Source organism: Paenibacillus antarcticus, assembly GCF_001637225.1.
Classification (GTDB): Bacteria; Bacillota; Bacilli; order Paenibacillales; family Paenibacillaceae; genus Paenibacillus_AQ; species Paenibacillus_AQ antarcticus.
On record NZ_LVJI01000014.1, the window covers coordinates 101,602 to 127,873 of the forward strand.

Genomic DNA, 26,272 nt, shown 5'->3' on the forward strand with positions numbered 1-26,272 from the left:
ATTTATTTCTCGAACAGATCAATAATCTGATCATTTTTATCCAGATGAATCAATTGTTTACCTGTTGATTTACGATCTGTTATTGGAGATTGCTCAGAAGTCATACTGTTCGTAGTCCCTGCTTGGCTTACAGCAACTAAGTGTACGGGATTCTTACAATAGAACGCCCCTACTAATTCGCTACCGTTGGGTTTCACACGTTTACCTTCCTTAAATTCAAACGTCGGCAACCCTTTACCACCACGGCTTTGTGAAAGATAGTCTGCCAAAAGTGAACGTTTGGCGTAGCCAATATCACTTACCGTCAGAATTTCACCCTCATCTTCTTCCACCCATAGAGCAGAAACAATCTCGTCACCATCTCGTAATTGCATACCTCTGACACCCGTTGATACTCGTCCCATTGGGTTAACCTCTTGTTCTTTGAAGCGGATACTCATCCCAAGCTTACTTACAAGAAGAATATCCTTGCTGTTATCACTCATCGTAACGGAGATGATCTCATCCCCTTCTGCTACTTTACATGCAGCGATAGCACTCGAACGATTTGTCATATATTCTTTCAATTCAGTACGCTTGACTTGGCCTTTTCTTGTCACAAAGACAAGACTCTTACCAGGATCATCAAGTGTAGATACAGATATAAATCCTATAATGTCATCCTCTTTGGCAAGGTTTATCACATTCACTATGGCTGTTCCAGCATCCTTCCACTTAAACTCTGGAATTAGATGAACTGGTAGAATGAAATATTGTCCTTTTTGTGTGAAGACCAACAAATTATCAAGTGTGTTAAGTTCAAGCACTTTTTTGAGATAATCGCCATCCTTCACGCCAGACCCTTCCCGATCACCACCCGACCTTGTAAAGGACTGCATACTGGTACGCTTGATATATCCTTCTTTAGACAATGTCACAATGACATCCTCCGCATTGACCAACACTTCAAGATTAACCTTGATTTCCTCGACTTCACCTTGAATGACGGATCTACGATCTATGCCAAATTTATCTCTGATTTCCATTAATTCTTTGCGGATTAAGGCCACCAGTTTCTTATCACTTTCAAGAATAGCACGTAACGTTTCAACCTTCTTATGAATTTCGTCCATTTCTTTCTGCAATGTCGTGATCTCTAAGTTCGTGATCCGATAAAGTTGCAACGTCAGAATGGAGTCGGCTTGGCGCTCACTAAAGCCAAACATCCATTGTAAGTTGTTCTGAGCGTCCTGGCGATTCTTAGAAGCTTTAATGGCTGCTATGACTTCATCTAAGATGTTAAGCGCCTTCACTAGCCCTTCTAGCACATGTAAGCGATCCTCTACTTTATTGAGATCAAATCTCGTTCTGCGAGTTACGACTTCACGTTGATGTTCGATGTATGCGCTTAGAATCGGTTTAAGCCCTAATTGTTGCGGGGCTTTATTCACGATCGCAACCATATTGAAGTTATATGTGATTTGCAAGTCTGTTTTTTTCAGCAGGTAGGCCAAAATCCCCTGTGCATCTGCTTCTTTCTTCAGTTCCACAACAATTCGAAGTCCTTCACGACCACTTTCATCACGGACCTCAGCGATTCCCTCCACTTTTTTCTCTAGGCGGATATTCTCCATAGCTGTAACAAGACGTGATTTAACGACCTGAAAGGGAATTTCCGTAATAACAATTTGTTGTTTGCCACCACGCATGAATTCAATGTCAGTCTTGGATCTTAAGTAAATACGACCTTTACCGGTACGATAAGCATCCATGATGCCTTCTCCACCCATAATTGTTCCACCAAGAGGGAAGTCTGGCCCTTTGATGAATGTCATCAATTCTTCAAGTTCAATCTCTGGCTTCTGCATGACGGCTATACATGCATCGATTACTTCACGTAAATTATGAGGGGGAATTTCTGTCGCGAAACCTGCAGAAATACCACTCGCACCATTCACCAGTAGATTAGGATATCTTGACGGTAACACAGCTGGTTCTTGTGTTGTGTTATCGAAGTTGTCCTTAAATAACACTGTACCCTTCTCGATATCACGCAACAATTCTAATGCAATCGGAGATAACCTTGCTTCCGTATAACGCATAGCTGCCGCTGGATCATCATCAATAGATCCCCAGTTACCATGTCCATCAATTAGCGTATGTCCCATTTTCCAAGGTTGTGCCATACGCACCATACCATCATAAATCGATGAATCTCCATGGGGATGGTAATTCCCCATGACATCACCGACCGCCTTAGCCGATTTGCGGTAAGGTTTGTCAGGCATATTGCCCGAATCATACATCGAATATAGAATCCGTCGTTGAACAGGCTTCAGCCCATCACGTACATCGGGAATCGCACGATCTTGAATAATATATTTAGAGTACCGCCCGAAACGGTCACCGACGACTTCCTCTAGGTAGGCCGGCAGATATTCTTCTGATAAGCTCATCTATTCACCTTCTATTCCTCAACATCAGTAAAGTCAACATTATCAACAATCCAACGTTTGCGTGGTTCAACTTTATCGCCCATTAGCGTGGATACACGTTTCTCTGCTTTAGCTGCATCTACAATCTGTACTTTAAGTAACGTTCTCATTTCTGGATTCATCGTTGTCTCCCATAATTGCTCAGGGTTCATTTCTCCGAGTCCTTTATAACGTTGTAATTCATATTTGTCGCCGAATTCTTTCAAATAGTTCGCAAGCTCTTCATCGCTCCATGCGTAACGCATCGTTTCAAGTTTACCCGATTTACGTGTGATCTTGTACAATGGCGGCTGGGCAATAAATACTTTTCCCGCATCAATAAGTGGCTTCATATAACGGTAAAAGAACGTCAGAAGCAATACTTGAATATGAGCTCCATCCGTATCCGCATCGGTCATAATAATAATTTTAGAATAATTGCTGTCTTCGAGTTCGAAATCAGTTCCAATTCCTGCACCGATGGCCGATACAATCGCACGATATTCCTCATTCTTCAGGACATCTGCCAATTTAGCCTTCTCAGGGTTCAATGGTTTCCCCTTCAATGGAAGGATCGCCTGGATCTTAGAGTCCCGCCCCTGCTTAGCAGAGCCGCCTGCGGAATCTCCTTCCACAATGAACAATTCTGTGCGTGTCACATCTTTAGACTGTGCAGGCGTCAGTTTACCATTCAGATTAGAACTTTCGCTACGTTTCTTACCAGTACGCATATCATCGCGCGCTTTCCGCGCTGCTTCACGTGCTCTCGATGCCTGCACAGCTTTCTTGATCAGTGTCTGAGCAACCTGAGGATTCTCTTCTAGAAAGATCTGCATGTTCTCTGAGACAATCGCATCTACCATACTTCGAGCGGATGCACTACCTAGTTGATCTTTGGTCTGACCCACAAATTCTACATCAGACATTTTGACACTAATAACTGTCATCATGCCTTCACGTAAATCTGATCCTTCTAGATTCTTGTCCTTCTCTTTGAGTAAGCTTGTTTTTCTAGCGTAATCATTCATGACACGTGTATAAGCTGTTTTGAACCCTGTTTCATGTGTTCCCCCACCACGTGTTGGAATGGAGTTAACGAATGATGCAAGTGTCTCCGTATACCCAGCATTATACTGAAGTGCTACTTCAACTTCGACATCATCCTTCTCAGCATTGAAATGAATGACATCATGTAACACATCCTTGCCTTCATTAAGGAATTCAACGAACTGACTAGCTCCACCTTCATAGTGAAACTCATCTTGCTTATCAGAACGATGATCCTTTAACACAATTCGAAGCCCTGAATTTAGGAAAGCAAGTTCCTGTACCCGTTCTGCTAAAGTATCATAATTAAAGTTAATTCCATTTGCAAAGACACGTATATCTGGTTTAAAAGTCACTTTCGTACCCGTCTTATTCGTATTTCCCAATATTTCAAGACCTGTAGAAGGTTCCCCTACGTGTTCTATACCTTTCTTATCTACCCAATATTCGAAACGTTGGCGATGTATCTTACCATCACGGAATATATCGACTTCAAGCCATTCTGAAAGAGCATTCGTTACAGAAGCACCAACGCCATGCAGACCACCTGATTTCTTATATCCTGAACCTCCGAATTTACCTCCGGCATGCAGAATCGTAAATACAACTTGAGGTGTAGGTATTCCTGTTTTATGAATTCCTGTAGGAATTCCGCGCCCATTATCAAGAACAGTCACGGATCCGTCTTTGTGTAAAGTTATTTCAATTCTTGTGCAGTATTTGGCAAGATGTTCGTCCACTGCATTATCCACGATTTCCCATACTAGATGATGAAGTCCCGATGCACTCGTACTACCAATATACATTCCTGGTCTTTTGCGAACCGCAACTAGACCTTCGAGCACTTGAATGTCGTCTACATCGTACCCGGCATGGCCTTTATCGCCGCCTTTGGATGACTCTGCAAGCAAATCGATCTGCTCGACCATTCATGCTCCCCCTTAGTAAATCTTTATCAAAGATGATGTTCATCCGATGCAAACAGATGTTTTGTTATCCTTGTCTATTTTAATTCAAGATATCCCTTTTCGTAAAGACTGTGAATGAAACAACAACCGAAACAAGTGCCCATATTCCCAATACAATCAACGAAAAATTAAGATTCATTCCTTCGATGGGAGCTGGTGTTCCGGCCAAATAATTCGTAAGTTGCAAGTTTACCATAAATAAATATTTAGCGCTTGTCCATGCGGATGCCATATTTGTTAAAATAGTCCCCGCTATGAGTGCAGCCATCATGACGACAATACTTGCTGCGGTACTTTTCACTAACACCGATACCATAAAAGCAAGTAATGCAACCGTGACCGCTACAAACCATATTAATCCGCATTGCATCAACAGATATTCCCACTGTGGTACCGCATGTACAGCAGACATATCCACATTAGAACCACTAATCTGGAACCCCGTAAAGACGGGTATATTAAAACCAACATATCCAAAAAACGCGCCTGAGATCAAATAACTTATAGCAAAAGTAGAAAAAATAATCAATGACACAAACATGATCATTGTAATCATCTTACTCAGCAGTACTTTCCACCTTTTTACCGGTCTTGTCAATAACATTTTGATCGTACCTGTCGTTCTTTCACCAGATACAATGTCTGAGGCGATAGCCATAATAAGTAACGGAATGAATAAATTGATGGAATTGTCCATGAATTCACGAGTAAAAGTAACCCCGTTTGGTTCTTTAGGATTCACATTATGATCTAGATAATACTGAAGTTGTTGTACAAAAATAAGTCGATACTTCTTCCACTCCTCAGGAATACGATCGCTACCAAGGGAATTCTGATTATCCGTTATTTGTTGTTGTAATTCAAGGCGCCAATCCCCATTGAACTTATCTCGGCTAAGTTCTGATGACCTCATTTGGGCATACGTGAAAATGGGCACCAGAACGAGCAAAACAAGCAGAACGACGTAAAAGCGTTTCTTTTTAATAATCTTGATACATTCATTTTGTATTAAGGGTAGGATGTTACTCAATGTTTTCACCTTCAGTCATTTGTAGGAATAGTTGTTCTAGTGTTGGATTGATCTTATTGACACCCTTCACTGCAATACCTGCCTTGACTAGTCTCAAAAGAATAGCTGGAATAATTCCCTCTTCATTCTGCGTCACAACGGAATTCACGGACATCCCTGCAATAAGAGAATCATCGAGTACGGATTCGGCGGATTCAACCAAGTGAACGCCCTCGAACTGAGACAGTATTATTTCCCCTTCCGACAAAGGTTCCATTTCCCAAATGACATAATCAGCATTCTGAGATACTAACTCATTAACTTCACCTACAGCAAGTATACTGCCTTGACTAATGATCGCTACTCGATCGCATAACAATTGAATTTCACTTAATAAATGACTTGATACCAATACAGCCAATCCTTCTTCTGCCAACTTCCTAATGAACAGACGGAGCTCCTTAATTCCCTTTGGATCCAGACCATTCGTAGGTTCATCGAGTATAAGTAACTTGGGACGACCTAATAGCGCTTGAGCGATTCCGAGTCTCTGACGCATTCCGAGTGAGTATGTACGTACTTTATCGTGGATTCGTTGATCTAACCGCACGATATCTACCACTTCTTGAATTCGCGCTTCTTCCACTCCAGACTGCATACGAGCAAAATGTTCTAAGTTCTCCCAACCCGTGAGATACGTGTATACTTCAGGATTCTCAACAATTGAACCTACGTATTGCAACGCATTTTCCTGATCTCGATTGACATCATAACCATACACTTTTATCGTACCACTACTCGGTTTAATCAGGTCAACCAACATTCGAATCGTCGTCGTTTTCCCTGCTCCATTTGGTCCTAGGAAACCGAATATTTCGCCTTCTCGCACATCAAAAGTTACATCCTTAATAATCATTTTTTTACCTATTTTTTTATGTACATGCTCAACAGATAGAACAATGTTATCCACTCTCTTCACACTCAAAGTATGTCGCCCCTTCCTTACGAATGTTATTCTATTCCTTGCACAATTCGATTGGCAATTTGTTGGTACCCTTCAGCATTCGGATGAAAATGATCTGTTGATAAGTAACGTTTCAAATTATGTGTAAACAAATCAAATGTAGGTACAAGTGTCATGTTCTCATATTTATTTATAGTCGTTAGTGCTACGTTGTTCCATTTCGTGACGGCTTCATTGCCCACGACCTTCAATTCTTTCATATCTCCAAAAGGGTTATACAATCCTACGTAAATAATATAGGAATCAGGATTAATGGTTCTTATTTTCTCTAAAGCAACTTTTAATTGTGCTGATGCTTTAGGCAATGCACTTGTGATCTTCTCCGCTGTTACGTCTTGTACTGTACTCGTCGACGTTGTGTTTGTAGTCTCTCCTGACTTACCCTTAGCTGAAGATAATAGCTGCGCTCCCTGAAATAGATCATTACCCCCAATGGAAAGGATAATAATATCCGATTGTTTCAGAACGTACTGTACACCTTCCTCATCTAACTTCTTCACCAATCCATCCGTCGTTAGTCCGTTAATGCCTAGGTTATTTAGTAATGTCGTTTTCTTACTACTACTCTTCGCGAGACCTTCTACGCTTCTTTTCACGAACCCGCTTCCGGTTTGGTCCCCTGTACCTTTAGCTAAAGAGTCTCCAATGGCGGCAATCTTATATTCCTTTTTCTTATCCATGCTATCCGCTACACCCTCCCCTATTGGTTGAGATGGACGTTCATTCTCTACTCCAACCTGTGGAGCATTAACGTCTTTAATAGCGTATATAAATCCAACTAACAGTACCAATGTCGTCGCTATCGAGGCTACACTTACAATGCGCCAGATCCATTTCGATGAATTCACACTCAATACCTCCTTTAATCTTCCTTTTAACATTAAAACTTCTATTTCAAATTTGCAAATTAAACCATCTCATTACAGTTTGTAGTTTCGAGAAAAACCTTATTTCACCAGAATATAACGCAAAAAAACGGTTAAGCTATTCTAGATTGAATAGCCAAACCGTCCATTTCATTGCATTGATATTTTTTATTTGCTAATAAACTCTTGTACCCAATGACCGTTATAATATCCTACGCCAATGATAGTATAATTTGCATTCAAAATGTTGGCACGATGTCCTTCACTATTCATCCAAGCTGTCATAACATCAGCTGGTGTTTTTTGACCCTTAGCGATATTCTCACCTGCATAGCTATAAGTGATGCCATATTGTTTCATCATATCAAATGGAGATCCATAAGTTGGTGAGTTATGAGCAAAATAATTGTTATTATTCATATCTTTTGCTTTATCTAGTGCCATATTGGCTAATTTAGTATCTGATGTTAATGGTTTTAGACCTGCTTTGCTACGTTCTTGATTCACTAGAGCTACAACCTGTGCAGTAACCGATTGATCTGCATTCGTATCTGGTTTCACTTCAGGTTTCACTTCTGGCTTAGTAATTGGTGTAGAAGGTTTAATCGTTGTCTGTAACTTATCTACAATGACTTTCCATTCCCCGTCATGATTCTTGATCCAATCTTGAAGAATAACCTTCACATCAGTAAATTTATAAGTTTCAGCAGAAGTAGCTGACGCCGAGCCTGGTAGTACCATTCCAACAGCTAATATAGAAGCAAATGTTCCAGCCATCACCGTTTTAATCATTGATTTTTTCATATATTACATATCCCCTTCATTCGTATCGTATTTTTGAATCTCACAGTTACAAAAAGGTTACAAAATTGTCATCAGCAACAAAATCATTGTAACATGCTAGATTTCGTTTTTAACCCCGCAAATACTGGTAAACGTCTTTTGACAACGATAAGCAAATAATAAACAACAGAAAAAACCTTATATACTCACACATTTTAATCGGTGTGAGTACATAAGGTAGGCTATTATTAATCTAGTAACTTAATTCGATGATCGTCCTTCTCACCTATTTCTTCGCTGCGTATTTACGCATATCGAAGGCAACAGCAGCAACAATAATCAGTCCCTTAATAATAAGTTGCCAGTATGGACTGATCCCGATAAATGTCAGCCCATAGTTAATAATTGTAAAGATTAATACTCCAACGACAACCCCTGGCACAGTTCCTATTCCGCCTGTCGTTGACACACCACCCACTACGCAAGCAGCAATCGCATCAAGCTCGTACATATTCCCATAGTTATTCGTTGCTCCACCCGTTCTAGCGGACTCAAGCACACCGGCAAGACCATAAAGAGATCCAGCAATAGCATAAATATACATCAAATATTTGGCTACATTAATACCAGATACTTTGGCAGCTTGAATGTTACCACCAATGGCATACATATTTTTACCAAGCTTCGTTTTATTAAAGATGACCCATACAATGAATGCTACAAAGATTGCGATAAGCACAATATACGGTAAGGAATACTTTCCTTCCCCAATGGAACCCGTTCCGATAATCTTAAAATCATCTCGAAGGCCAGCTATAGGTTGAGAATTGTTCGGTTCCATATCGACATATAAAGAGTTAATCCCATACACGGCAACCATTGTCCCTAATGTAGCGATAAAGGGTGGTACATTAAGCTTCGCTACTACAAATCCGTTCACAAGTCCACAAATCAGACCTATTAATATGGCAATCACGATCGGGATGATAATCTGCAGCTGTGGAAGATCTGGAAAGAAACGAGCCGCATACTCAGCCTTTTGTAACATCGAAGCGGCTACGACTGCCGTTAGTCCAACAATGCGACCTGCAGATAGGTCAGTTCCGGCTGTAATTAGAATAAATGCGACACCTAGAGCAATAATAGTACGTGTGGATGATTGAATTAATACATCTCTTAATGAATTAATAGATAAAAATGCTGGATTGTACGCTGTAATCCCAATAATGAGTACAACTAAAACGATATAAATAGCATATTGTGATGCAAATCCTTGTAATCTTTTCGTATTCATAAATAATCTCCCTTCGATGCCTTAATGCTGAGCGGCCAGTGTCATAATTTGTTCTTGAGTGGCAACATTTCCCTCAACGATTCCGGTTAGTCGTCCTTCGGACATCACCATGATCCGGTCAGACATCCCAAGCAGTTCAGGCATCTCAGAAGAAATCATAATGATGCTTTTCCCTTGTTTCGCCAAATCAGCAATGATGGTATATATCTCGTATTTTGCTCCAACATCAATACCTCGTGTCGGTTCATCTAACAAAAGGATTTCCGGCTCTGTTAATAACCATCTAGCCAATAAAACCTTTTGCTGATTGCCACCCGAAAGATTCATCATTAGCGTACGCATCGTTGGTGTCTTCGTACGTAACTTCTCGACCATATGATCGACTTCTTTTTTCTTACGTTTCTCATCAAGCAACAGATACGGCTTCTGATACCGATCCATATTTGCTATGGCCCCATTCTCATGTACAGATAAGACGGAGAAAATACCGGTAGCACGCCGTTCCTCCGTAAGTAGTGCCATCCCCATTCGTTTGGCATCTTCCGCCGATTTGATTTTGACTTTCTTACCATTCAAAGAAATGGTCCCTGAAGCGATTTCCCTAAGCCCGAATAATGCTTCAATAAGTTCCGTCCGTTGAGCTCCAACTAAGCCGCCAATCCCCAGAATTTCACCTTTACGAAGATCAAACGATATATCTCTAAAAGATTTAGAATGCGTAGAGGTTAAGTCTTGTACTTTCAGAATAACGTCACCTGGCACATTATATCTTTCTGGAAACCGATTCGTAAGGTCACGCCCAACCATCTTAGATATAATGCTATCCGTCGTTAATTCCTTAGCTGGCCATGTACCAATTTTCTTCCCGTCTCGCATAATGGTAACCTCGTCAGAGATTTTTAGAATCTCCTCCATTTTGTGCGATATATAAATAATGGCTACTCCTCGCTTCTGCAGGTCACGGATAATGCGGAATAAGTGCTCTACTTCAACGCTAGTCAGCGAAGACGTTGGTTCATCCATCACAATAACCCTTGAATGGAAAGAGACAGCTTTCGCGATTTCAATAGATTGGATTTTGGATACGGATAAGTTGCCAACAATCATGTCTGGCTTCAAGTCAATATCAAGCTCCTTAAATAAATCTTCCGTGTCCTTATACATCTTCTTATGATCGATAAACTGGATTGGACCTATTCCCCTCGTCGGAAATCGACCTAACCAAATATTCTCCATCACATTGCGAAAAGGTACCGGGTGAAGTTCTTGATGAATCATCGAAACACCCAGATTTAGTGCATCCTTGGAGGTGTGTATTTCAACTTGTTTGCCATCCAACACAATAAGACCAGCATCTGGCTCATAAATACCGTAAAGACATTTCATTAACGTTGATTTCCCCGCCCCATTCTCACCCATGAGAGCGTGTACCGTTCCGGGACGCACTTGTAAAGTAACACTATCCAGTGCCTTTACACCAGGAAAATCCTTAGTAATTTCTATCATTTCTAGCAAAAACTCATGTTCAGCCATGGTTTCCGCCTCCTCCTACGTGACATGTGTGTTGCCCTTAGAGGCACATCGCTCTATAAACTTATAATCTATAAAGGGAGCAGGATTCTCGTGACCATCCTGCTCCTCCGATAGATATCCACTTATTCTTATTTCGCTTCGTCGATATTGTCCTTCGTAATCTTCTTATATTTAATCCATACATATTGATTGTCTGAGATTTCAAAACCAACATTATCATTCGTCGGTTTCTCTCCATTAGCCAACAATGTAGCTAGAACTACAGAAGCCTTACCTTGGTTATTGGCATCGTTAAGTACAGTTCCTAATAAAGTTCCATCTTGCAAAGCTTCTATGGCAGGAGCTGTTGCATCTACACCTACAACGGGCATAAACTTATCACCTTTGAAGTAGCCAGCAGCTTTTAAAGCCTCAATTGCACCTAGTGCCATATCGTCGTTATTAGCTAGAACCGCTTCAATTTTATCTCCATTAGCACCAAGGAATGCAGCCATCTTCTCTTGGCCTTTAACGCGATCCCACATCGCTGTGTCTTCGGCAACTTTTTCTACCTTGATCCCTGCAGCTTCGATCGCTTCGATAGAGAATTTTGTTCTTAATTCTGCATCTTGATGTCCTGGTTCACCTTTTAACATGACATATTGTAAGACTCCATCTTTGTTCTTATCCGCTTCAGGATGTGCCTTCCAGTAATCAACAATGATATCGCCTGACATTGTGCCAGATTCTTCTGCTTTGGCACCGACATAATATACTTTATCCCATTTCTTCATATCATCGGGAAGTGGCTCCCTATTAAGGAATACGACAGGAATATCAGCAGTCTTTGCTTTATCGATAATAACGCCAGCGGCTGTACGGTCTACTGGATTAATTAATAGTGCATTTGTTTTCTTTGTAATGAACAAATCTACTTTGTCATTCTGCGTAGGTTGAGAATTCTGGCTATCTACAATCTCTACGTTTGCTTTCCCTTCAGCATTTGTTTTAATAGAGTTACGAACACCCGTCATAAAGGTATCATCGAATTTGTAAATGGCTACCCCAATTTGAGGTTCCTTACCTCCGTCAGCTGAGTTTGAGCAACCTGCTACAACAGACCCGAGTAGTGCACCCGCAAGCAGAACTGGTGTAATTTTCTTCATTCTTTTTTTCATCAAATAAACCTCCCCATTAACTTTTCTTTGAAATATAATTTCCAATTGGTTACATTTTCATTATCGTTGAAATAGAGAATAAACCAAATATAAAATACTCCTGTTTTATATAAAAATTCTCATGGCTTATGCTTTACCTTACAAACGGAAACAGCTGCTTCTGGTTCTCTGGCCACAACATATTATCAAGATCGATCAATTTGGAGCCAGTATCTACTCTTTCGGGAACATGCATCCCTTCAATCGCTTCTACGGCATGCTGCACGGCTAAATAGCCGTTACTGTAAGGATTCTGAATAACCGTTGCCTGAACAATACCCTCTTGTAGCATTTCAATTACCTCAGGTGGACTATCGAAGGTAATAATTTTCACTTTCCCTCCAAGTCCTAATTTCAGTACTTCTTCCGAAACACCGATACCCGCTACTTCATTCAAAGCAATTATTCCTCTTATATGAGGGTATTCGGCAAGCATTTCATTCGTTAACTCCGCCGCGAGCTGAACGTCGGATCCACAATACACGGTATCCACTACTTCCACGTTAGGAAAACGTGCAAAATAATCCAACATCCCGGCTGCTCTCTCATCCGCATTCCGCGCTCCCTCTACAAAACTAACCAACCCAATCTGACCTCTCCCATCAATCAATGCAATCAGTCTCTCCGCTGCTTTCTGACCTGCTTCATAATTATTTGTACCTACATAGGTCTTCACACGAGCCGAAGCTACCTCCGTATCAACGGAAATGACCGGTATTTTGTGATAGGCTGCTCGGTCCGTCACCTGTGCTAATTTCATATAATCACTGGCTGATAGAATAATGGCATCTGCTTTGTTCGTTATTGAATCATCAACTAATTTGATTTGCCCCTCTATGTCATTCTCGCTATCCGGACCAAGAAAGGTTAGCTCTACATTATATTCTTTCGCAGCCACCTCAGCGCCCATTTTAACTGTGTTCCAAAAAGAACCACTATTCATCTTGACAATCATACTTACCTTTCGAACGGTATCTGTCATCCGTAAACTGGAAGGAGAATCTGAACAAGAAACCAACATTAGTGAAATGAAGGAAATTAATACCATCATCTTTTTCTTGGCTCTAGTCATAGCAATCCATCTCCTTCCACATTTTCAGGTTCATTTATCACCATAGGTAGGGTGATCGTGACCGTGGTTCCTACTTCCACTTCACTCATGAATGTCAATCCATAGGCCTTGCCGTAGTACAATTGGATACGTTCATGAACATTCTTCACACCCACGCCTGATCCTCCGGTGCTTTTCACACCACCTGTTAACAGTTGGCCCATGACTTGAGGCGTCATTCCGAGACCATTATCCGTAACTGAGATGATGACCCTCTCTCCTTCAACCTTAACTGAGATCTGAATACAGCCTTCATCTGGCATAAGCTCGATTCCATGATAGATGGCATTCTCTACAATCGGTTGAATGATAAGCTTCAGTGTTGTACAAGTTAAGGCCTCATCCTGTATAACCATTGTGTAATTAAATTTGCTCTTATATCGTATCTTCTGAATGATTAGATAATGACGAACATGCTCTAATTCCTCGGCTAATGGAATCATATTCATTCCTTTGCTAAGACTGATTCGGAATAATTTAGACAATGATGTGATCGCAGTCACGACCTCATCGGTTTTCCCTCGCTCCACAAGCCTAATGACAGAGTTCAGCGTATTATATAAAAAATGTGGATTTATCTGCGCTTGAAGCACATCTAATTCACCTTTTCGTTTCGCTTCTTGTTCATGTATGATCTGAACCATCAACTGACGAATCCTATGTAACATGAAATTGAATCTTTTGGATAATTGCTCTACCTCATAGGCTCCCTTCACATCAATAGGCGTATTGAAATCACCTTGTCCTACCAATTTCACTGCTTTCTCTAATCGACGAATGGGCTGTGATATTTTGGCAGATACGAAAATGGAGACCAATAGAACTACAATAATAACGATGCTTAAGAACCAGAATATAAATACTTGAAGGTCCTTTTTTGTCGTAACAATTTCATCGGGATAAGCTACGCCGACAATTTTCCAACCAATAGGATTCACTGTTCGAACCGTAATATATCGTTGTTCTGCGGTAGAGCTATCGATGTAACTTCCGAAAGAATAATCAAATACCGGTTCAATATTCTCATATTTAAGACCTGCATAGATTAATTGCTGTTGTGGATGGTAAATGATATTTCCTAACGAATCAATAATATAGGCATATCCCTTTTTCCCAAGAATAACTTTACTGCTAAGCTCATCAATTGTCCGAAAGTTGACATCGACCAAGAGGATGCCCTGTTTCAAGACACCGTCCGCTTTGTAAGAGATCATTCGACTTAATGATACTACCCATTTATATTGACCCTTATATAAGTTCTGAATATGTGGTTGAGAAAAGGAGACGGCTACAGGTTCCTTAAGTGCTGTTAGAAACCAACTTTGTTCCTTCAACTGTGTATTGCGTCGCATGATTGCGTCCGGAACATCCAGTACCATTCGACCTTCCGGTGTAAACAGAGCCACGGAGACCAAATCTTCACGTGTATGAAGAAGTGTCGTCAGTTGTTCTTTCAGTAATGACTCAGAAATATTATCCGTCTGACCAATCTGATCTTCTACCACTTCATAAATATCTTGCATCCCTTTGACATAGAGCTCTAAGTGGGAATTAACCTGTTCTATAATTTGTTGAATGTTAAGATTAGCGTTATCTTCTGCGGATTTGGCAAACTTGTTGTAGAGTAATAGACTGACTAGTAATACTACGATGACCGTAATCATCGTAAAAGAAATGGTAATAATCACTTGAATACTTCTCACATTAAAAGAGAGCGGGACTTTAGTCTTTTTAGTGAATTTGAATGACCTTGAATGTTTAGGTTCAATGTTCACTCTTAACCGCCCCTCCCATGTTGTTCCGATAATCTTTTGGAGTTAATCCAAATTTCTTACGGAAGCAGAAGCTGAAATAATTGGGATCGATAAACCCTACCTTATCAGCTATTTCGAAGGACTTCATGTTGCTTGAACGCAGTAGATTTTTGGCTGATTCCATCCGAAGTTGCAGGACATAATTGACAAAGGTCATCTTAACTTCTTTCTTGAAAATACCACTGAAGTAGCTTGTACTTATGTGCAAATGTTTGCATACTTTGTTAATTGAAATATCACTTTCGTGATAATGGATGGCTATATACGATTTGGCATCTTCCACCAATTGATTGTAGCTAGATTGCCGCCCCTTCGAAATATGATTCATGAGCTTGATACAAATACCAGTGATCCACAGCTTTACTTCATTTAAGTTATTAAACTTCGTTATTTCAGCAAAGGGATATTCATTCAAACCGAATATTTCATCAAACTCTAATCGGAACTCCTTGGCTACCTTCATAATGGAAGTAAGAATCTCCAAGACATAGACATGGCAATCCTTTACCGTAAGTTGTGTCATCTCTAGATCTGAAAATAGACTAGCTACTGTATCCACTACATCCTGAGCCGTCTCTACTTTAATGGATCGAACTAACATCTGTTGTTTCAATTCATCATAATGGAGGGGTTCGTAAATCAATCGATAATGACTAGTCTCCACATCATAAATCCAAATCACACGGTTGTTCCCTAATAACAATCGATAATCCAAAGCTTGCAGTGCCTCATTATAGGAATGGTGTACATTTTCAATGGAGTTCGTCATCGTGCCAGCACCTATCGTCACCGTGAGCTTTAAGTATTTTTCCACATTCTGTCGAACCTCTTCAAGTATTTCAAGCATTTGCCCACTTGTCTTCTCAGAATCCTTATCTTTATCCATAAATAATAGGACAACATCATCGTTATGAGGAAACACTTCGAAAGCATCGTACTTATCACTTATTTCCGTTGTTATATTCAATACGGCGAATAATTGTAACTGCCGATCTTTGGTGCCTTTCATAGACTCTGGTGAAAAAGAGAGCAACTTCTGCTCCACTTCCTGCAAATCTGAATGTGTATAGTCAACTCTTGCAATTGATACCATATATGAAATTGCCTTCATATTCAGCTCATAACTCTGGCTTTTCTCATTAATTTCTGAAATGGGTATACGTCTTGATACTAAAGAAGAAAGGAACGTCCCTCTCAGGACAGGAAGACTTTTACGATAATGCTGAATTAGACTCTGTAAGTTATCTTTATTAGAGGCCTCTTCATCTAATTGATGCTTTACTTTAAGCAGAATATCGACGAGTTCTTTCGAAGAAAATGGCTTTAGTACATATTCGTCTATATGTAATTTTATCGCCTTTTGGGCATATTCAAACTCATCATACCCAGTTAGGATGATAATTTTGGTATTGGGATAATGATTACGAGTCCATTCAGCGAGTTCTAGTCCATTCATAAAAGGCATATGAATATCCGTAACAATAACATCTGGAACACATTTTTCAATTAATTCGGTCGCTTCTCGACCATTCTCCGCCCTTTCTATGACTTGAAATCCATATTCTTCCCATGAGATTTCATCAAGTAGACCTTCTCTTACATCCTCTTCATCATCTACTAAAATAAGAGTATACATATTCATCCCTCACCACTTTTTTGTAAACGCTTTCTAAAATAACAATAGAAAAAACTTACGATTTATGCAGGTATTGTATATCAATCCTTACATGATGTAAACATAAAAAAATCCCAACCCTAAAGGGGATGGGAAAGAAGTTTCTTCATATCAGAAAGATTCTATAATTTCTTACTAAAACGATAACCTGTCTTTGTAAAGCCGATATGCTCATAAAATGCACGTGCAGGTGCACGCTCCACACGGTTTCCACTGGTTAGGAACAAAAGTGTACTCCCTTGTCCCTTGCTCCAATCTTCCGCTTGCTGAATCAATCTTTTACCTAAACCTTGGCCTTGATATTCTTTAGCAACAATGATCGCCATGATCTGGGTTGTAGGTACTGACCTTGAAAAGGAAACAATGTGGTGCAAACTGATTTTGCCTACTACAATACCATCTACTTCAGCTACTAAAGTACAGTGTACAGGACTGGTTTCCATGTCCTCCATACGTTCTCTCATCACACTGAGTGTTGTAGGATAGTTAAGTTCTCGCATTAACGCAGTAATAGTCTCCAGGTCATCCCATTGAAATCTACGGATGCTCAATGTAGGAGCAGACAAACTACTGTTCATGATCATATACCTCCACTTTTAAAAGACTGGCAGCATGTTTTGCTGTCTCACGAGCAATCTCAACATTATCAGCACTACTTAGAGCAACAGCCATTCTTCGACCTGGTTTACTCTCACCTTTACCAAATACTCTCACTTGAGTACGAGGCAATGAAAGAGCCTCAGCCACGCCACTAATTGCAAAATTTGAACTATAACTTTGGGCTTTCAATGTCGCCGATGCCCCCGGTGCCAGAAGTTGTACTTCCTCAATAGGTAAACCTAATATGGCTCTCACGTGCAAGGCAAATTCCGACAAATCCTGTGTCACCATTGTGACCATTCCGGTATCATGAGGACGGGGTGAAACTTCACTGAACAGAATTCCATCAGGCGTTACGAACAATTCAACACCAAAAACGCCGTATCCACCTAATTCATCCGTAATAGCTCTCGCGATGGCTTGTGATTCTTCAAGTTGTGCAATACTCATCTGATGCGGTTGCCAAGACTCCACATAATCGCCATCTTTTTGAATATGGCCGATCGGTGGGCAGAACAGCGTACCGGATACAGAACGTACCGTAAGAAGTGTAATTTCACTGTCAAACTGAACAAAGGATTCGATAATGACTCGTGTACTTTTAGCTCGTCCACCTTCTAAAGCGGCGCTCCAACAAGCTTCAGCATCATTTAAGCTCTTACAAACACTTTGCCCTTTACCAGAAGAACTCATAATTGGTTTAATCACACATGGTGTTCCTAGCTCAACAACAGCAGCCTTCAATTCTTCTAGACTGTCTGCGAATCGATATTCAGCCGTTGGTAGAGATAACTTCTCTGCAGCCAAGCGCCGAATTCCTTCACGATCCATCGTTAGATGCGTTGCGCGTGCCTTTGGAACCACATGGTAACCTTCCTGTTCTAACTCCAATAACACATGTGTTGCAATAGCTTCAATCTCAGGAACAATGATATCAGGTTGTTCTTGTCGAATAATGCTTTTCAAAGCTTCAGCATCGAGCATATCGATTACATGGGACCTGTGTGCCACCTGCATAGCAGGAGCATCCGTATAGCGGTCCACGGCAATGGTCTCTATACCCAAACGCTGGGCCTCAAGTACCACTTCTTTACCCAATTCTCCACTGCCCAGCAGCAACATTTTCCTGGAATATGCAGAAAAAGGAGCACCCCACACCACTTGCCATCCCCCCTATAGTTCTTTCATCTCTATTTTCAGGGTTTGGCAACAATAATGCAAGCGTACTCCGATAATTTTCATCAAATTTCACATTTTATTTGACATAAAAAATCATAAAATAGATACATTCAGTCAAAACACATGTTTTAATTTGAATAATTTGGAACCGTTGTGTAATTTTATAAAACGCTAAATAAATCGATATTGCGCTTCAATAAGACCGTTATAAATTCCTTTGCGGGAAATGAGTTCTGAATGACTACCCTCTTCTTTTATTTCCCCATGATCTAGCACAACAATTTTGTCGGCATGTCGTATCGTTGATAATCGATGAGCCACAATAAATGACGTACGTCCTTGAAGTAGAACCTTCAATGCTTCTTGAATACGAAGTTCTGTCTCCGTATCAATACTCGCTGTAGCTTCATCTAGGATCAATATCCGAGGATCCGCTAGTAGCGCACGGGCAAAGGATAACAATTGACGTTGACCCATGGACAACATATTCCCACGCTCTTCTACTTCCGTCTCATATCCACGTGGCAGCTTCGCAATAAATTCGTGTGCATTCACAGCTGTAGCCACAGCTTCAATCTCTTCATCTGTCGCATCAAGTCTTCCGAACCTTATATTATCTCGAATCGTACCTGAGAAGATGAAGGTATCCTGTAGAACGATACCAATCTGGCTACGTAGACTCTCTACTTTTACATCTCGGATATCATATCCATCAATCTTAATCTGTCCGTCCGTAATGTCATAGAAGCGACTAATCAAGTTAATAATGGTACTCTTCCCTGAACCCGTATGACCCACTAATGCTATGGTCTGACCGGCATCAACATCTAAGTCAATACCCTTTAAAGCTTGACGTCCCTTCTCATATTCAAAGACGATATTCCTGAAAGTGATATCTCCTTTAATCTGTGGAAGAGTCGTCGCATTGGGTTTGTCATCGATATTGGGCTTCTCATCCATAAATTCGAATATCCGTTCTGATGAAGCCATCGCAACTAACAGTTGGTTATACATTTGACCTAGACGGTTAATTGGATCCCAGAAGTTCCCTACATAACTGGAGAAGGCTACCAACAAACCAATTGTTAGTTCACCTTGTTGAATCAGATAGGCACCCAACCAGAACAGGATCAATGTACCGAATCCACCTGTAATTTCAATAAGTGGACCAAATCCCTGGTTCATGGTTGTCGCTTTATCCCATGATTTCTTTGCTTCCTTATTCATCGTATCAAAGAACTCCATATTTTCCTTCTCTTGCGTATACGCTTGAGTAACCCGAATCCCTTGAATGGATTCGTTCAAATGTGAATTGATACGAGATCCTTTCATACGAACATCCTGCCAAGCTCTACGAATCTTCACACGCAATTTCGTAGAGATCAGGAACATTATCGGTACCGTGATGATAACTGCAAGCCCAAGCTTGAAATTGATGAGCAACAAAATAATCACAATGCCCACCAACTGTACACAGTCAATCATTAAGTTAACGACACCATTCGTAAAAAGTTCCTGCAACGAGTTCACATCATTTGTTACCCTTACGAGAACCGAACCCGCCGGTCTTTTGTCAAAAAAGTTAAACGATAATTTCTGAATATGCTTGAACAAATCCGCACGCAGGTCATAGATAACTCTCTGACCAATAATGTTCATATATTTTATCCGATAGGCAGTCGCTACCCATTGCACTACATAAAGTACCAAGATACCCGCAGCTATCATATACAACAACTTCAAACTAGGCTCAGAAGGTGAGATCGCCTTATCAATAGCCATACTCGTTAAAAATGGAACCGTTAATTTGGTGATCGTCCCCAATATCATCATCAAGCCTATCAGAGGTAGTAATTGTTTCGCATATGGTTTCATGTATGCAAATAATCGACGAAATTGCCCCCAATCAAAAGCTTTATCGATCACATCATCATCTTTGTATACAAATCGTTCCCCGCCTGTACTTATACCTATCGGCTTTTTAACAGTCTTACTTGAAGTGTCATTATGCCTATCTTCATTTACATGAGTACTCATGATTTCACCTGCTCTTCTGCTTCACTGGATATCCGGGCAATATGATCTGCGTACTGAATTTGGTAAACATCTCGATAAGGACCTGGCACCGTAATTAATTGCTCATGTTTACCTCTTTGCACAACTTTACCTTCATCCAATACGAGTATTTCATCTGCATGACGTAAGGAAGAAATACGATGAGCAATAATAAACGTTGTCCGCCCTTTCATCACTTCTTGGAATCCCGACTGAATTTCATGCTCTGTCTCCATATCGACGGCACTGGTTGCGTCATCAAGAACAAGAATTTTGGGATTCTTCAGAAGCGCACGTGCGATAGCGATCCGTTGCTTTTGTCCCCCAGAAAGCCCCATACCACGTTCACCCACGACCGTATCATAACCATCCGGCATTTCCATAATAAATTCATGAGCCTTCGCAAGCTCCGCAGCACGAATAATTTCTTCCATAGAAACATCCTTTAAGCCGTATGAGATATTATTCTGAATGCTCGACGAGAACAGAAATGTCTCCTGAAATACAGAAGCCATCTGACTACGCAGACTATGTACCGTAATATCTCGAACATCCACTCCATCTAACTTAATGGTACCTTCATTCACGTTATATGCGTGCATAAGTAACTGAATAATCGTTGATTTACCTGAACCTGTTCCACCTAAGAAACCAATAACAGAACCGGACGGTGCTTCAAAGCTAATATCTTTAACTGCTGCTAACTTATTGCCATAAGCAAAAGTGACGTTCTCAAAAGTAATGTTACCTTTCACTTCTTCTGTCACAAGTTCCTTCGCATCGTCACGATCTTTAACGTCGATAGGATGATTAAGAAGTTCTAACACGCGTTCTCCTGAAGCTTCCGATTGGGTATAGTTATTAATTAAGAACCCAATGTTCCACATCGGACCAATTATGTACCAAATCAAGCTAAAGAAAGCAACCAATTCTCCTAAGGAGAGTGAACCATTAATAACAAAGGTTCCACCTACTGTAAGAAGCAAAACAACAGTAATGGATGCTAAAAATTCCATGAGTGGGAAAAAGCGACTCCATAATGTCGAGGTGAAGATTTGATTCGTCTTATAACGTTCATTACGAACGGAGAACTTCTCTACCTCATAAGGTTCACGTGCAAAAGATTTCACCGTTCTTACACCGGTAACATTCTCTTGAACAGCCGTTGTCAACGTACTTAATGCAATTCGCATTTCTTGAAATGCGGGATGAATGACACCTTCAAATCTTAGAGCCACAATGATTAAGAACGGTACACTAATCATGGTCACTAACGTCAACTGCCAATGAATAGAGAACATCATTATCGAACCAAACGTAACCATGAGTATCGTGTTCATCATTTGAGCTAGACCGAAACCAATAAAGTTACGGATCGCTTCCAAGTCACCCGTAAGCCGTGACATTAAATCCCCTGTCTTCGCGGTATCATAATACCGAAATGATAAAAACTGCAGTTTCTCATAACAAGCATTTCGTAAACGGTATGCCAAGTGGTTACCAAGCCTTCCACCTAGGGTTCCACTTAGAAACTGCATAATCGCTTTGGCAATGACGACAAGGATAACCGTCAGGGCAAGCATAGGTACTTTGTCGAACTGCCTTGGAGTGATGACATCATCAATCAGAATTCGAAGCAGGTTGGGCGTGACTAGCCCTAAAGCAGTAGAAATTGCTAAGCATAGGATCGAAAGATACAAAACCCTTCGTTTGTCCCAGAAGAAGCCCTTTAGTTGCCTAAGTACATTCATGTTTCTCCCCCTTTGGATGTGTTAGATCCATTTCATTCATATTTGTGAATATTAATGAAGTTTAACACCGTCTTCAGAAGGCGGCAAAGCTCATAACTCATCATAAACAGGCGCGATACGCAACCATCGGTCAATTAATGGAAACAATCAGGAATTGTTTATGTATTGTTGCGAATTCCTCCATATCTCTAGGGTACTCAACTCAAAAAAAAGAAAACGCTATCACAGCGCTCCCTTTACCTAAAATATTTAATTTGAAATTTAGTTAGATATCCCTTCATATGACTTCAGAAGATCCGCTAATTCAAGCCAAGTGACGGATTGCTCCGTTAATTGTAATGTACTTTCTAGCGCACCTTGATTTTCTAACAATTGTTCTTCTAGCCATTTAGCTTGACGTACTAAAGCTTCACTAAATTCATGAATATAGAAATCATAAAGTAATGGCTCCTGTACAGTTGCTGCATCCGTAATATTCTCTCTGAGTGTCGGTTCAACGCTTTCCTTCAACTTCTCGCGTCCCTTACCTTCAAAAAACGACTTAGGGGATTTGAAAGTAGACCAGAATCCATTCCATTCCACTGTCTTGTTAAATTTACTTCCTTGTAGATCAGGAACATGCCAAGACTGCTCTTCTTTTACAGGTGTTAGCAATATTCCTTCATCTACCGCATTGACGTGATCTGTCAATTTCTGTGATGCTTCTTGAAGAATCCATTTCGCCTTTAACTCAAGTCGTAATGTAGTCGCCCATAGTTCTTGATCAAGCTCTTTCAACAGAGATTGTTCTAGCTCACGTCCACAATCGCTAAAGATCTCTTTCAATGATCCTGTACCATCACGAAGTAATGAAGGATGAAAGGCTTCATTAAAAAATGCACCCAAATTATACTCGATCCGCTTTCGCACATGGAACAGTAATTCTTTCGTTTCCTGTTCAATTACTCTATCTTGTTCTGATAGTAGCGTGAATTGGCTCAGCATTTCCTTCGCCTTAGCAAAAGTCTTCTGCAACTCAACCCGACGTAGGCCTCGAGTAGCTTCATCTTGCCTTGATATGCGATCCCATTCTTCTGCACGTTTACGTGCAGTCGTAATCTCTTGTCTCGCAGCTTGAATAGATAATCCAGGGAGTTCTTTGCCTGCGAAATCATTCAGTGATTCTTCAAATGATATAAATCCAGAAGATAACAACAATGACTCTTGGTTTGTCGTCTTGCCTTCTAATGCTTTCATACTGGATAAGGCATAAATATGAGGTGAAGCAATGCCGCTACTGCGCAAGTTCGATTTCACATGACTAACCACTTGCTCTAGCTCCTCATTGGATCCTGCTAAATCCGCCGCATTGATGATAAAGAACATTTTATCCAGTGCAAAGCTATCTTTCACTCTTCCTAATTGGGAGAGGAATTGTCGATCTCCTTTAGAAAAAGCATGATTATAATAGGTGACGAATACAAGTGCATCTGCATGTTTCATGTATTGAAAAGTTACACCCGTATGACGTGCATGTAAGGAATCGGCTCCGGGTGTATCCACAAGAATAATGCCCTGTTCCGTTAGATCACAACTGTAGAACAAATCTATACGTTCAACAAAACAAGATTTCGTCTCGTCAGCTACAAATGAGCGATACTGTGTAAGGTCTACCGTTTGCATCGTGCCTAGGATCCCTTCTGCTTCCCTCCAACCGGCACTAGCAGCTTTCAAGAATCCATAATGAGGTAAACCGGCTGGATGTATCCCATCTGATGTTAATTCGTGTACAGCATCACTCCAGTGGTTCAGATCCGGTTCACCTAAATGGAGGATCGAGAATGATATTCTCAGATCTTCCATCAGCGTCTCACGGGACTTCATGACCACCTGTGCTGTTCCATGCTTAAAGTCATCATGAGGTGCAAGAATGCGATTAATAGCCGCCGTGGTAGGATGCGGCGATACCGGTAGCACTTCTTCGCCAAGCAAAGCGTTAGCGAAGGAAGATTTCCCGGCGCTGAAAGCTCCAAACAGCGCCAGTGTGAACGTGCCACCCTCAAGCGCAGCGGCACGTTCACGAATTCCCCGCGCGGCAGATGCCATCGCGGGATACAGCTCTAGCAGCGCTGCTGCGCCGTGCAGCTGCGCAGCAGCACTTGCTAGCCGCTGGCGGCGGCCTGTGGCCGCACCGCCGTGCCTTGCCCCGCTGTAGCACGGCGGGGCAAGAGCTTTCGCGGGTGCAGCGCGAAGCGCACCCGCTTCGGCCGCTACCGCAGGAGCGGGCGGCCGTAAGGGCCTCACCGCCGGCAGGAGGCCGGGGGTGAGGCTTACGCGCGGCGGCAGCAGCTCAGCTATCGCTTGCGCACGCGCAGCTTCCTCACGCTTGAGCGCAGCGTAGCGGGAGCCTTGCGCCGACTGTTGCTCCAAGTCGGCCATCGCAAGGCTTAAGCGCTGCAGCTCGCGCGCAGCCCTCTCTTCTAGCAGCACTAGAAGTTGCTCAGTGAACTCCGTTACGCTACGGCGATACTGGACTTTAATCTGTTCAGCAATACTACGACAGTAGTTCAAGACATACTCTCCTGATAGAATAGCATCGGTCTGAAGTGTCTTATAAATAATATCTTCATCCATCACTGGGATGAAGATATCCATCTTTCTCTGCCATTCCTCACTCCACAGATGATGCTTATCAGCCCAAGTAGCTACTAACTGTCTAACATGCCATTCAACTTGCGATGAAACCTGCTCCTGAAGCTTTTGGAGGAATACAGCTTTTCTTTGCTCTTGTTCAACACGTGTCTTATTCCCAGCCAACCATAGACCCTTCTTAAACCCTGGCTTACGACTTTCTACGAAATCATGAGCTAAATCTCGCATTTCTGCAGGCATAAGATTAGCATTATCCAAGATCGCGTTGATATCCAGACGTAACGTAGCCCTTTCTTGTTGTGTAAGTCCACGTACTTGATCCTGTTCTCCTACCAAAGACAATCTTTCATCTTCCATCTGAGTCAATTGTTCTATACCGCCCAGTTCTTCTAAAAGACGTTCCTTCTCTTCGGCCAAAGAAGCTGCATATTGAAGTACATGATCATCTGCCACATGATTTGCCGAACAAGAAATACTGTACTGTACTAACTCCTCCTTCTTACCTATTAATCCCATGATTAATCCCTTAAGACTATCATACTGATTATAAGGATGATCCGCTTCTTTCAAAGAACTAAATATGAGCCCTTCGTAATGCACTTGCCAACGGTCAAACGCTGAGACGACTTCATCCCGGTAAGACTGAAAAGATAGTTCTTGTTCGCGATGTTTATCAATTTGGTTCACAATGAGATACAATGGTTTGCCCCAATCCGATAGACTCTTCGCAAAAACCAAGTTATTCTCCGACTGAACATGGTTGTAATCCATCACATACAGAACCACATCTGCTAAGTGAAGCGCCGAGTGCGTAGCTTTCTTATGCCCATCATCTGTAGAGTCAACGCCTGGGGTATCCATCAACACACCCGAGGAGCCTAGGAACGGGATCTCCTCCCACACTTCTACCGAGGAATATGTACCCCCGTTCGTGCAATATTCATTTAGTTCGTCTGTTGTTACCTCCATAGGTGCTTGCGCATCATCTTGTGAATAAATCACAGCCCGGGCTGATCCATTACGAATCGTGACCACATTCGCGCTTGTCGGAACGGGACCCGAAGGTAATACTTTCATACCGCATAATGAATTGATTAGACTCGACTTCCCCGCAGAGAAATGACCACACCACGCGATCGTTAATTCACCAGATTGTTCTTTATGTAATAAATCATCAATTGTTTCTGTTGCTTTTGTATCTTCCCAAGATGACAGTTGGCTCATAAGAGCTTCCAAATACAATACTTCATTCTTTTTCTTGCTATCTGTCGCTACCATCATGG

General features: G+C 41.3%; 17 protein-coding genes. All 17 read right to left on the reverse strand.

Translation table 11 applies throughout. The features are described from left to right. Positions 1-2: 2 nt before the first annotated feature. Entirely contained in the window at positions 3-2,435 is a 2,433-nt protein-coding gene (gene gyrA / locus PBAT_RS09075) for a DNA gyrase subunit A (RefSeq protein WP_068648728.1), read from the reverse strand. A gap of 11 nt (positions 2,436-2,446) precedes the next feature. After that, positions 2,447-4,429: a DNA topoisomerase IV subunit B gene (gene parE / locus PBAT_RS09080; protein ID WP_068648730.1), complete on the reverse strand. Its 1,983-nt coding sequence runs from the start codon at positions 4,427-4,429 to the stop codon at positions 2,447-2,449. A gap of 79 nt (positions 4,430-4,508) precedes the next feature. After that, positions 4,509-5,498: an ABC transporter permease gene (locus tag PBAT_RS09085; protein ID WP_068648732.1), complete on the reverse strand. Its 990-nt coding sequence runs from the start codon at positions 5,496-5,498 to the stop codon at positions 4,509-4,511. Further along, on the reverse strand, positions 5,491-6,462 hold the full coding sequence (locus PBAT_RS09090; RefSeq protein ID WP_246168265.1) for an ABC transporter ATP-binding protein: 972 nt from the start codon (positions 6,460-6,462) through the stop codon (positions 5,491-5,493). Before PBAT_RS09090 ends, PBAT_RS09085 begins: the two co-directional genes overlap by 8 nt. A 26-nt stretch (positions 6,463-6,488) precedes the next feature. Continuing rightward, on the reverse strand, positions 6,489-7,349 hold the full coding sequence (locus PBAT_RS09095; protein ID WP_068648736.1) for a GDSL-type esterase/lipase family protein: 861 nt from the start codon (positions 7,347-7,349) through the stop codon (positions 6,489-6,491). Between the two features lie 186 nt (positions 7,350-7,535). Then, a complete protein-coding gene (locus PBAT_RS09100; protein ID WP_068648739.1) occupies positions 7,536-8,171 on the reverse strand; it encodes a CAP domain-containing protein in 636 nt (211 codons plus the stop codon). 265 nt (positions 8,172-8,436) lie between these two features. After that, positions 8,437-9,444 (reverse strand): galactose/methyl galactoside ABC transporter permease MglC, encoded by a 1,008-nt coding sequence (gene mglC, locus PBAT_RS09105; protein ID WP_068648741.1) that lies wholly within the window; start codon positions 9,442-9,444, stop codon positions 8,437-8,439. A 21-nt stretch (positions 9,445-9,465) separates the two neighbouring features. Next, positions 9,466-10,977 carry a sugar ABC transporter ATP-binding protein gene (locus tag PBAT_RS09110; RefSeq protein WP_068648743.1) on the reverse strand — a complete coding sequence of 504 codons (1,512 nt, stop codon included), beginning with the start codon at positions 10,975-10,977 and terminating at the stop codon, positions 9,466-9,468. Positions 10,978-11,105: 128 nt separating this feature from the next. Continuing rightward, positions 11,106-12,122: a galactose ABC transporter substrate-binding protein gene (locus PBAT_RS09115; protein WP_068649058.1), complete on the reverse strand. Its 1,017-nt coding sequence runs from the start codon at positions 12,120-12,122 to the stop codon at positions 11,106-11,108. 145 nt (positions 12,123-12,267) lie between these two features. Further along, positions 12,268-13,245, reverse strand: coding sequence for a substrate-binding domain-containing protein (locus PBAT_RS09120; protein ID WP_068648745.1), 978 nt, complete (start codon positions 13,243-13,245; stop codon positions 12,268-12,270). After that, a complete protein-coding gene (locus PBAT_RS09125; protein ID WP_084402947.1) occupies positions 13,242-14,948 on the reverse strand; it encodes a sensor histidine kinase in 1,707 nt (568 codons plus the stop codon). Before PBAT_RS09125 ends, PBAT_RS09120 begins: the two co-directional genes overlap by 4 nt. A 100-nt stretch (positions 14,949-15,048) precedes the next feature. After that, complete coding sequence (locus PBAT_RS09130; protein WP_068649062.1) at positions 15,049-16,734, reverse strand: response regulator; 1,686 nt, start codon at positions 16,732-16,734, stop codon at positions 15,049-15,051. A gap of 161 nt (positions 16,735-16,895) precedes the next feature. Continuing rightward, on the reverse strand, positions 16,896-17,351 hold the full coding sequence (locus PBAT_RS09135) for a GNAT family N-acetyltransferase (protein ID WP_246168266.1): 456 nt from the start codon (positions 17,349-17,351) through the stop codon (positions 16,896-16,898). Further along, positions 17,341-18,531 carry a formate-dependent phosphoribosylglycinamide formyltransferase gene (gene purT / locus PBAT_RS09140; protein ID WP_068649064.1) on the reverse strand — a complete coding sequence of 397 codons (1,191 nt, stop codon included), beginning with the start codon at positions 18,529-18,531 and terminating at the stop codon, positions 17,341-17,343. The genes PBAT_RS09135 and purT overlap by 11 nt, the downstream gene beginning before the upstream one ends. A 192-nt stretch (positions 18,532-18,723) precedes the next feature. Next, entirely contained in the window at positions 18,724-20,589 is a 1,866-nt protein-coding gene (locus PBAT_RS09145; protein ID WP_068648749.1) for an ABC transporter ATP-binding protein, read from the reverse strand. Continuing rightward, complete coding sequence (locus PBAT_RS09150) at positions 20,586-22,358, reverse strand: ABC transporter ATP-binding protein (RefSeq protein WP_068648751.1); 1,773 nt, start codon at positions 22,356-22,358, stop codon at positions 20,586-20,588. The genes PBAT_RS09145 and PBAT_RS09150 overlap by 4 nt, the downstream gene beginning before the upstream one ends. A gap of 261 nt (positions 22,359-22,619) precedes the next feature. Next, positions 22,620-26,270: a dynamin family protein gene (locus PBAT_RS09155; protein ID WP_068648753.1), complete on the reverse strand. Its 3,651-nt coding sequence runs from the start codon at positions 26,268-26,270 to the stop codon at positions 22,620-22,622. Positions 26,271-26,272: the final 2 nt, after the last annotated feature.

What these genes read in the sequence shown, in the direction of transcription:
- parE (WP_068648730.1), bottom strand. Translation starts at nt 4,429, where the DNA reads ATGGTCGAGCAGATCGATTTGCTTGCAGAGTCATCCAAAGGCGGCGAT.
- PBAT_RS09100 (WP_068648739.1), bottom strand. Translation starts at nt 8,171, where the DNA reads ATGAAAAAATCAATGATTAAAACGGTGATGGCTGGAACATTTGCTTCT.
- PBAT_RS09130 (WP_068649062.1), bottom strand. Translation starts at nt 16,734, where the DNA reads ATGTATACTCTTATTTTAGTAGATGATGAAGAGGATGTAAGAGAAGGT.
- PBAT_RS09135 (WP_246168266.1), bottom strand. Translation starts at nt 17,351, where the DNA reads ATGAACAGTAGTTTGTCTGCTCCTACATTGAGCATCCGTAGATTTCAA.
- PBAT_RS09120 (WP_068648745.1), bottom strand. Translation starts at nt 13,245, where the DNA reads ATGACTAGAGCCAAGAAAAAGATGATGGTATTAATTTCCTTCATTTCA.
- mglC (WP_068648741.1), bottom strand. Translation starts at nt 9,444, where the DNA reads ATGAATACGAAAAGATTACAAGGATTTGCATCACAATATGCTATTTAT.
- gyrA (WP_068648728.1), bottom strand. Translation starts at nt 2,435, where the DNA reads ATGAGCTTATCAGAAGAATATCTGCCGGCCTACCTAGAGGAAGTCGTC.
- PBAT_RS09145 (WP_068648749.1), bottom strand. Translation starts at nt 20,589, where the DNA reads ATGAGTACTCATGTAAATGAAGATAGGCATAATGACACTTCAAGTAAG.
- PBAT_RS09150 (WP_068648751.1), bottom strand. Translation starts at nt 22,358, where the DNA reads ATGAATGTACTTAGGCAACTAAAGGGCTTCTTCTGGGACAAACGAAGG.
- PBAT_RS09110 (WP_068648743.1), bottom strand. Translation starts at nt 10,977, where the DNA reads ATGGCTGAACATGAGTTTTTGCTAGAAATGATAGAAATTACTAAGGAT.
- PBAT_RS09115 (WP_068649058.1), bottom strand. Translation starts at nt 12,122, where the DNA reads ATGAAGAAAATTACACCAGTTCTGCTTGCGGGTGCACTACTCGGGTCT.
- PBAT_RS09155 (WP_068648753.1), bottom strand. Translation starts at nt 26,270, where the DNA reads ATGATGGTAGCGACAGATAGCAAGAAAAAGAATGAAGTATTGTATTTG.
- PBAT_RS09125 (WP_084402947.1), bottom strand. Translation starts at nt 14,948, where the DNA reads ATGATTACGGTCATCGTAGTATTACTAGTCAGTCTATTACTCTACAAC.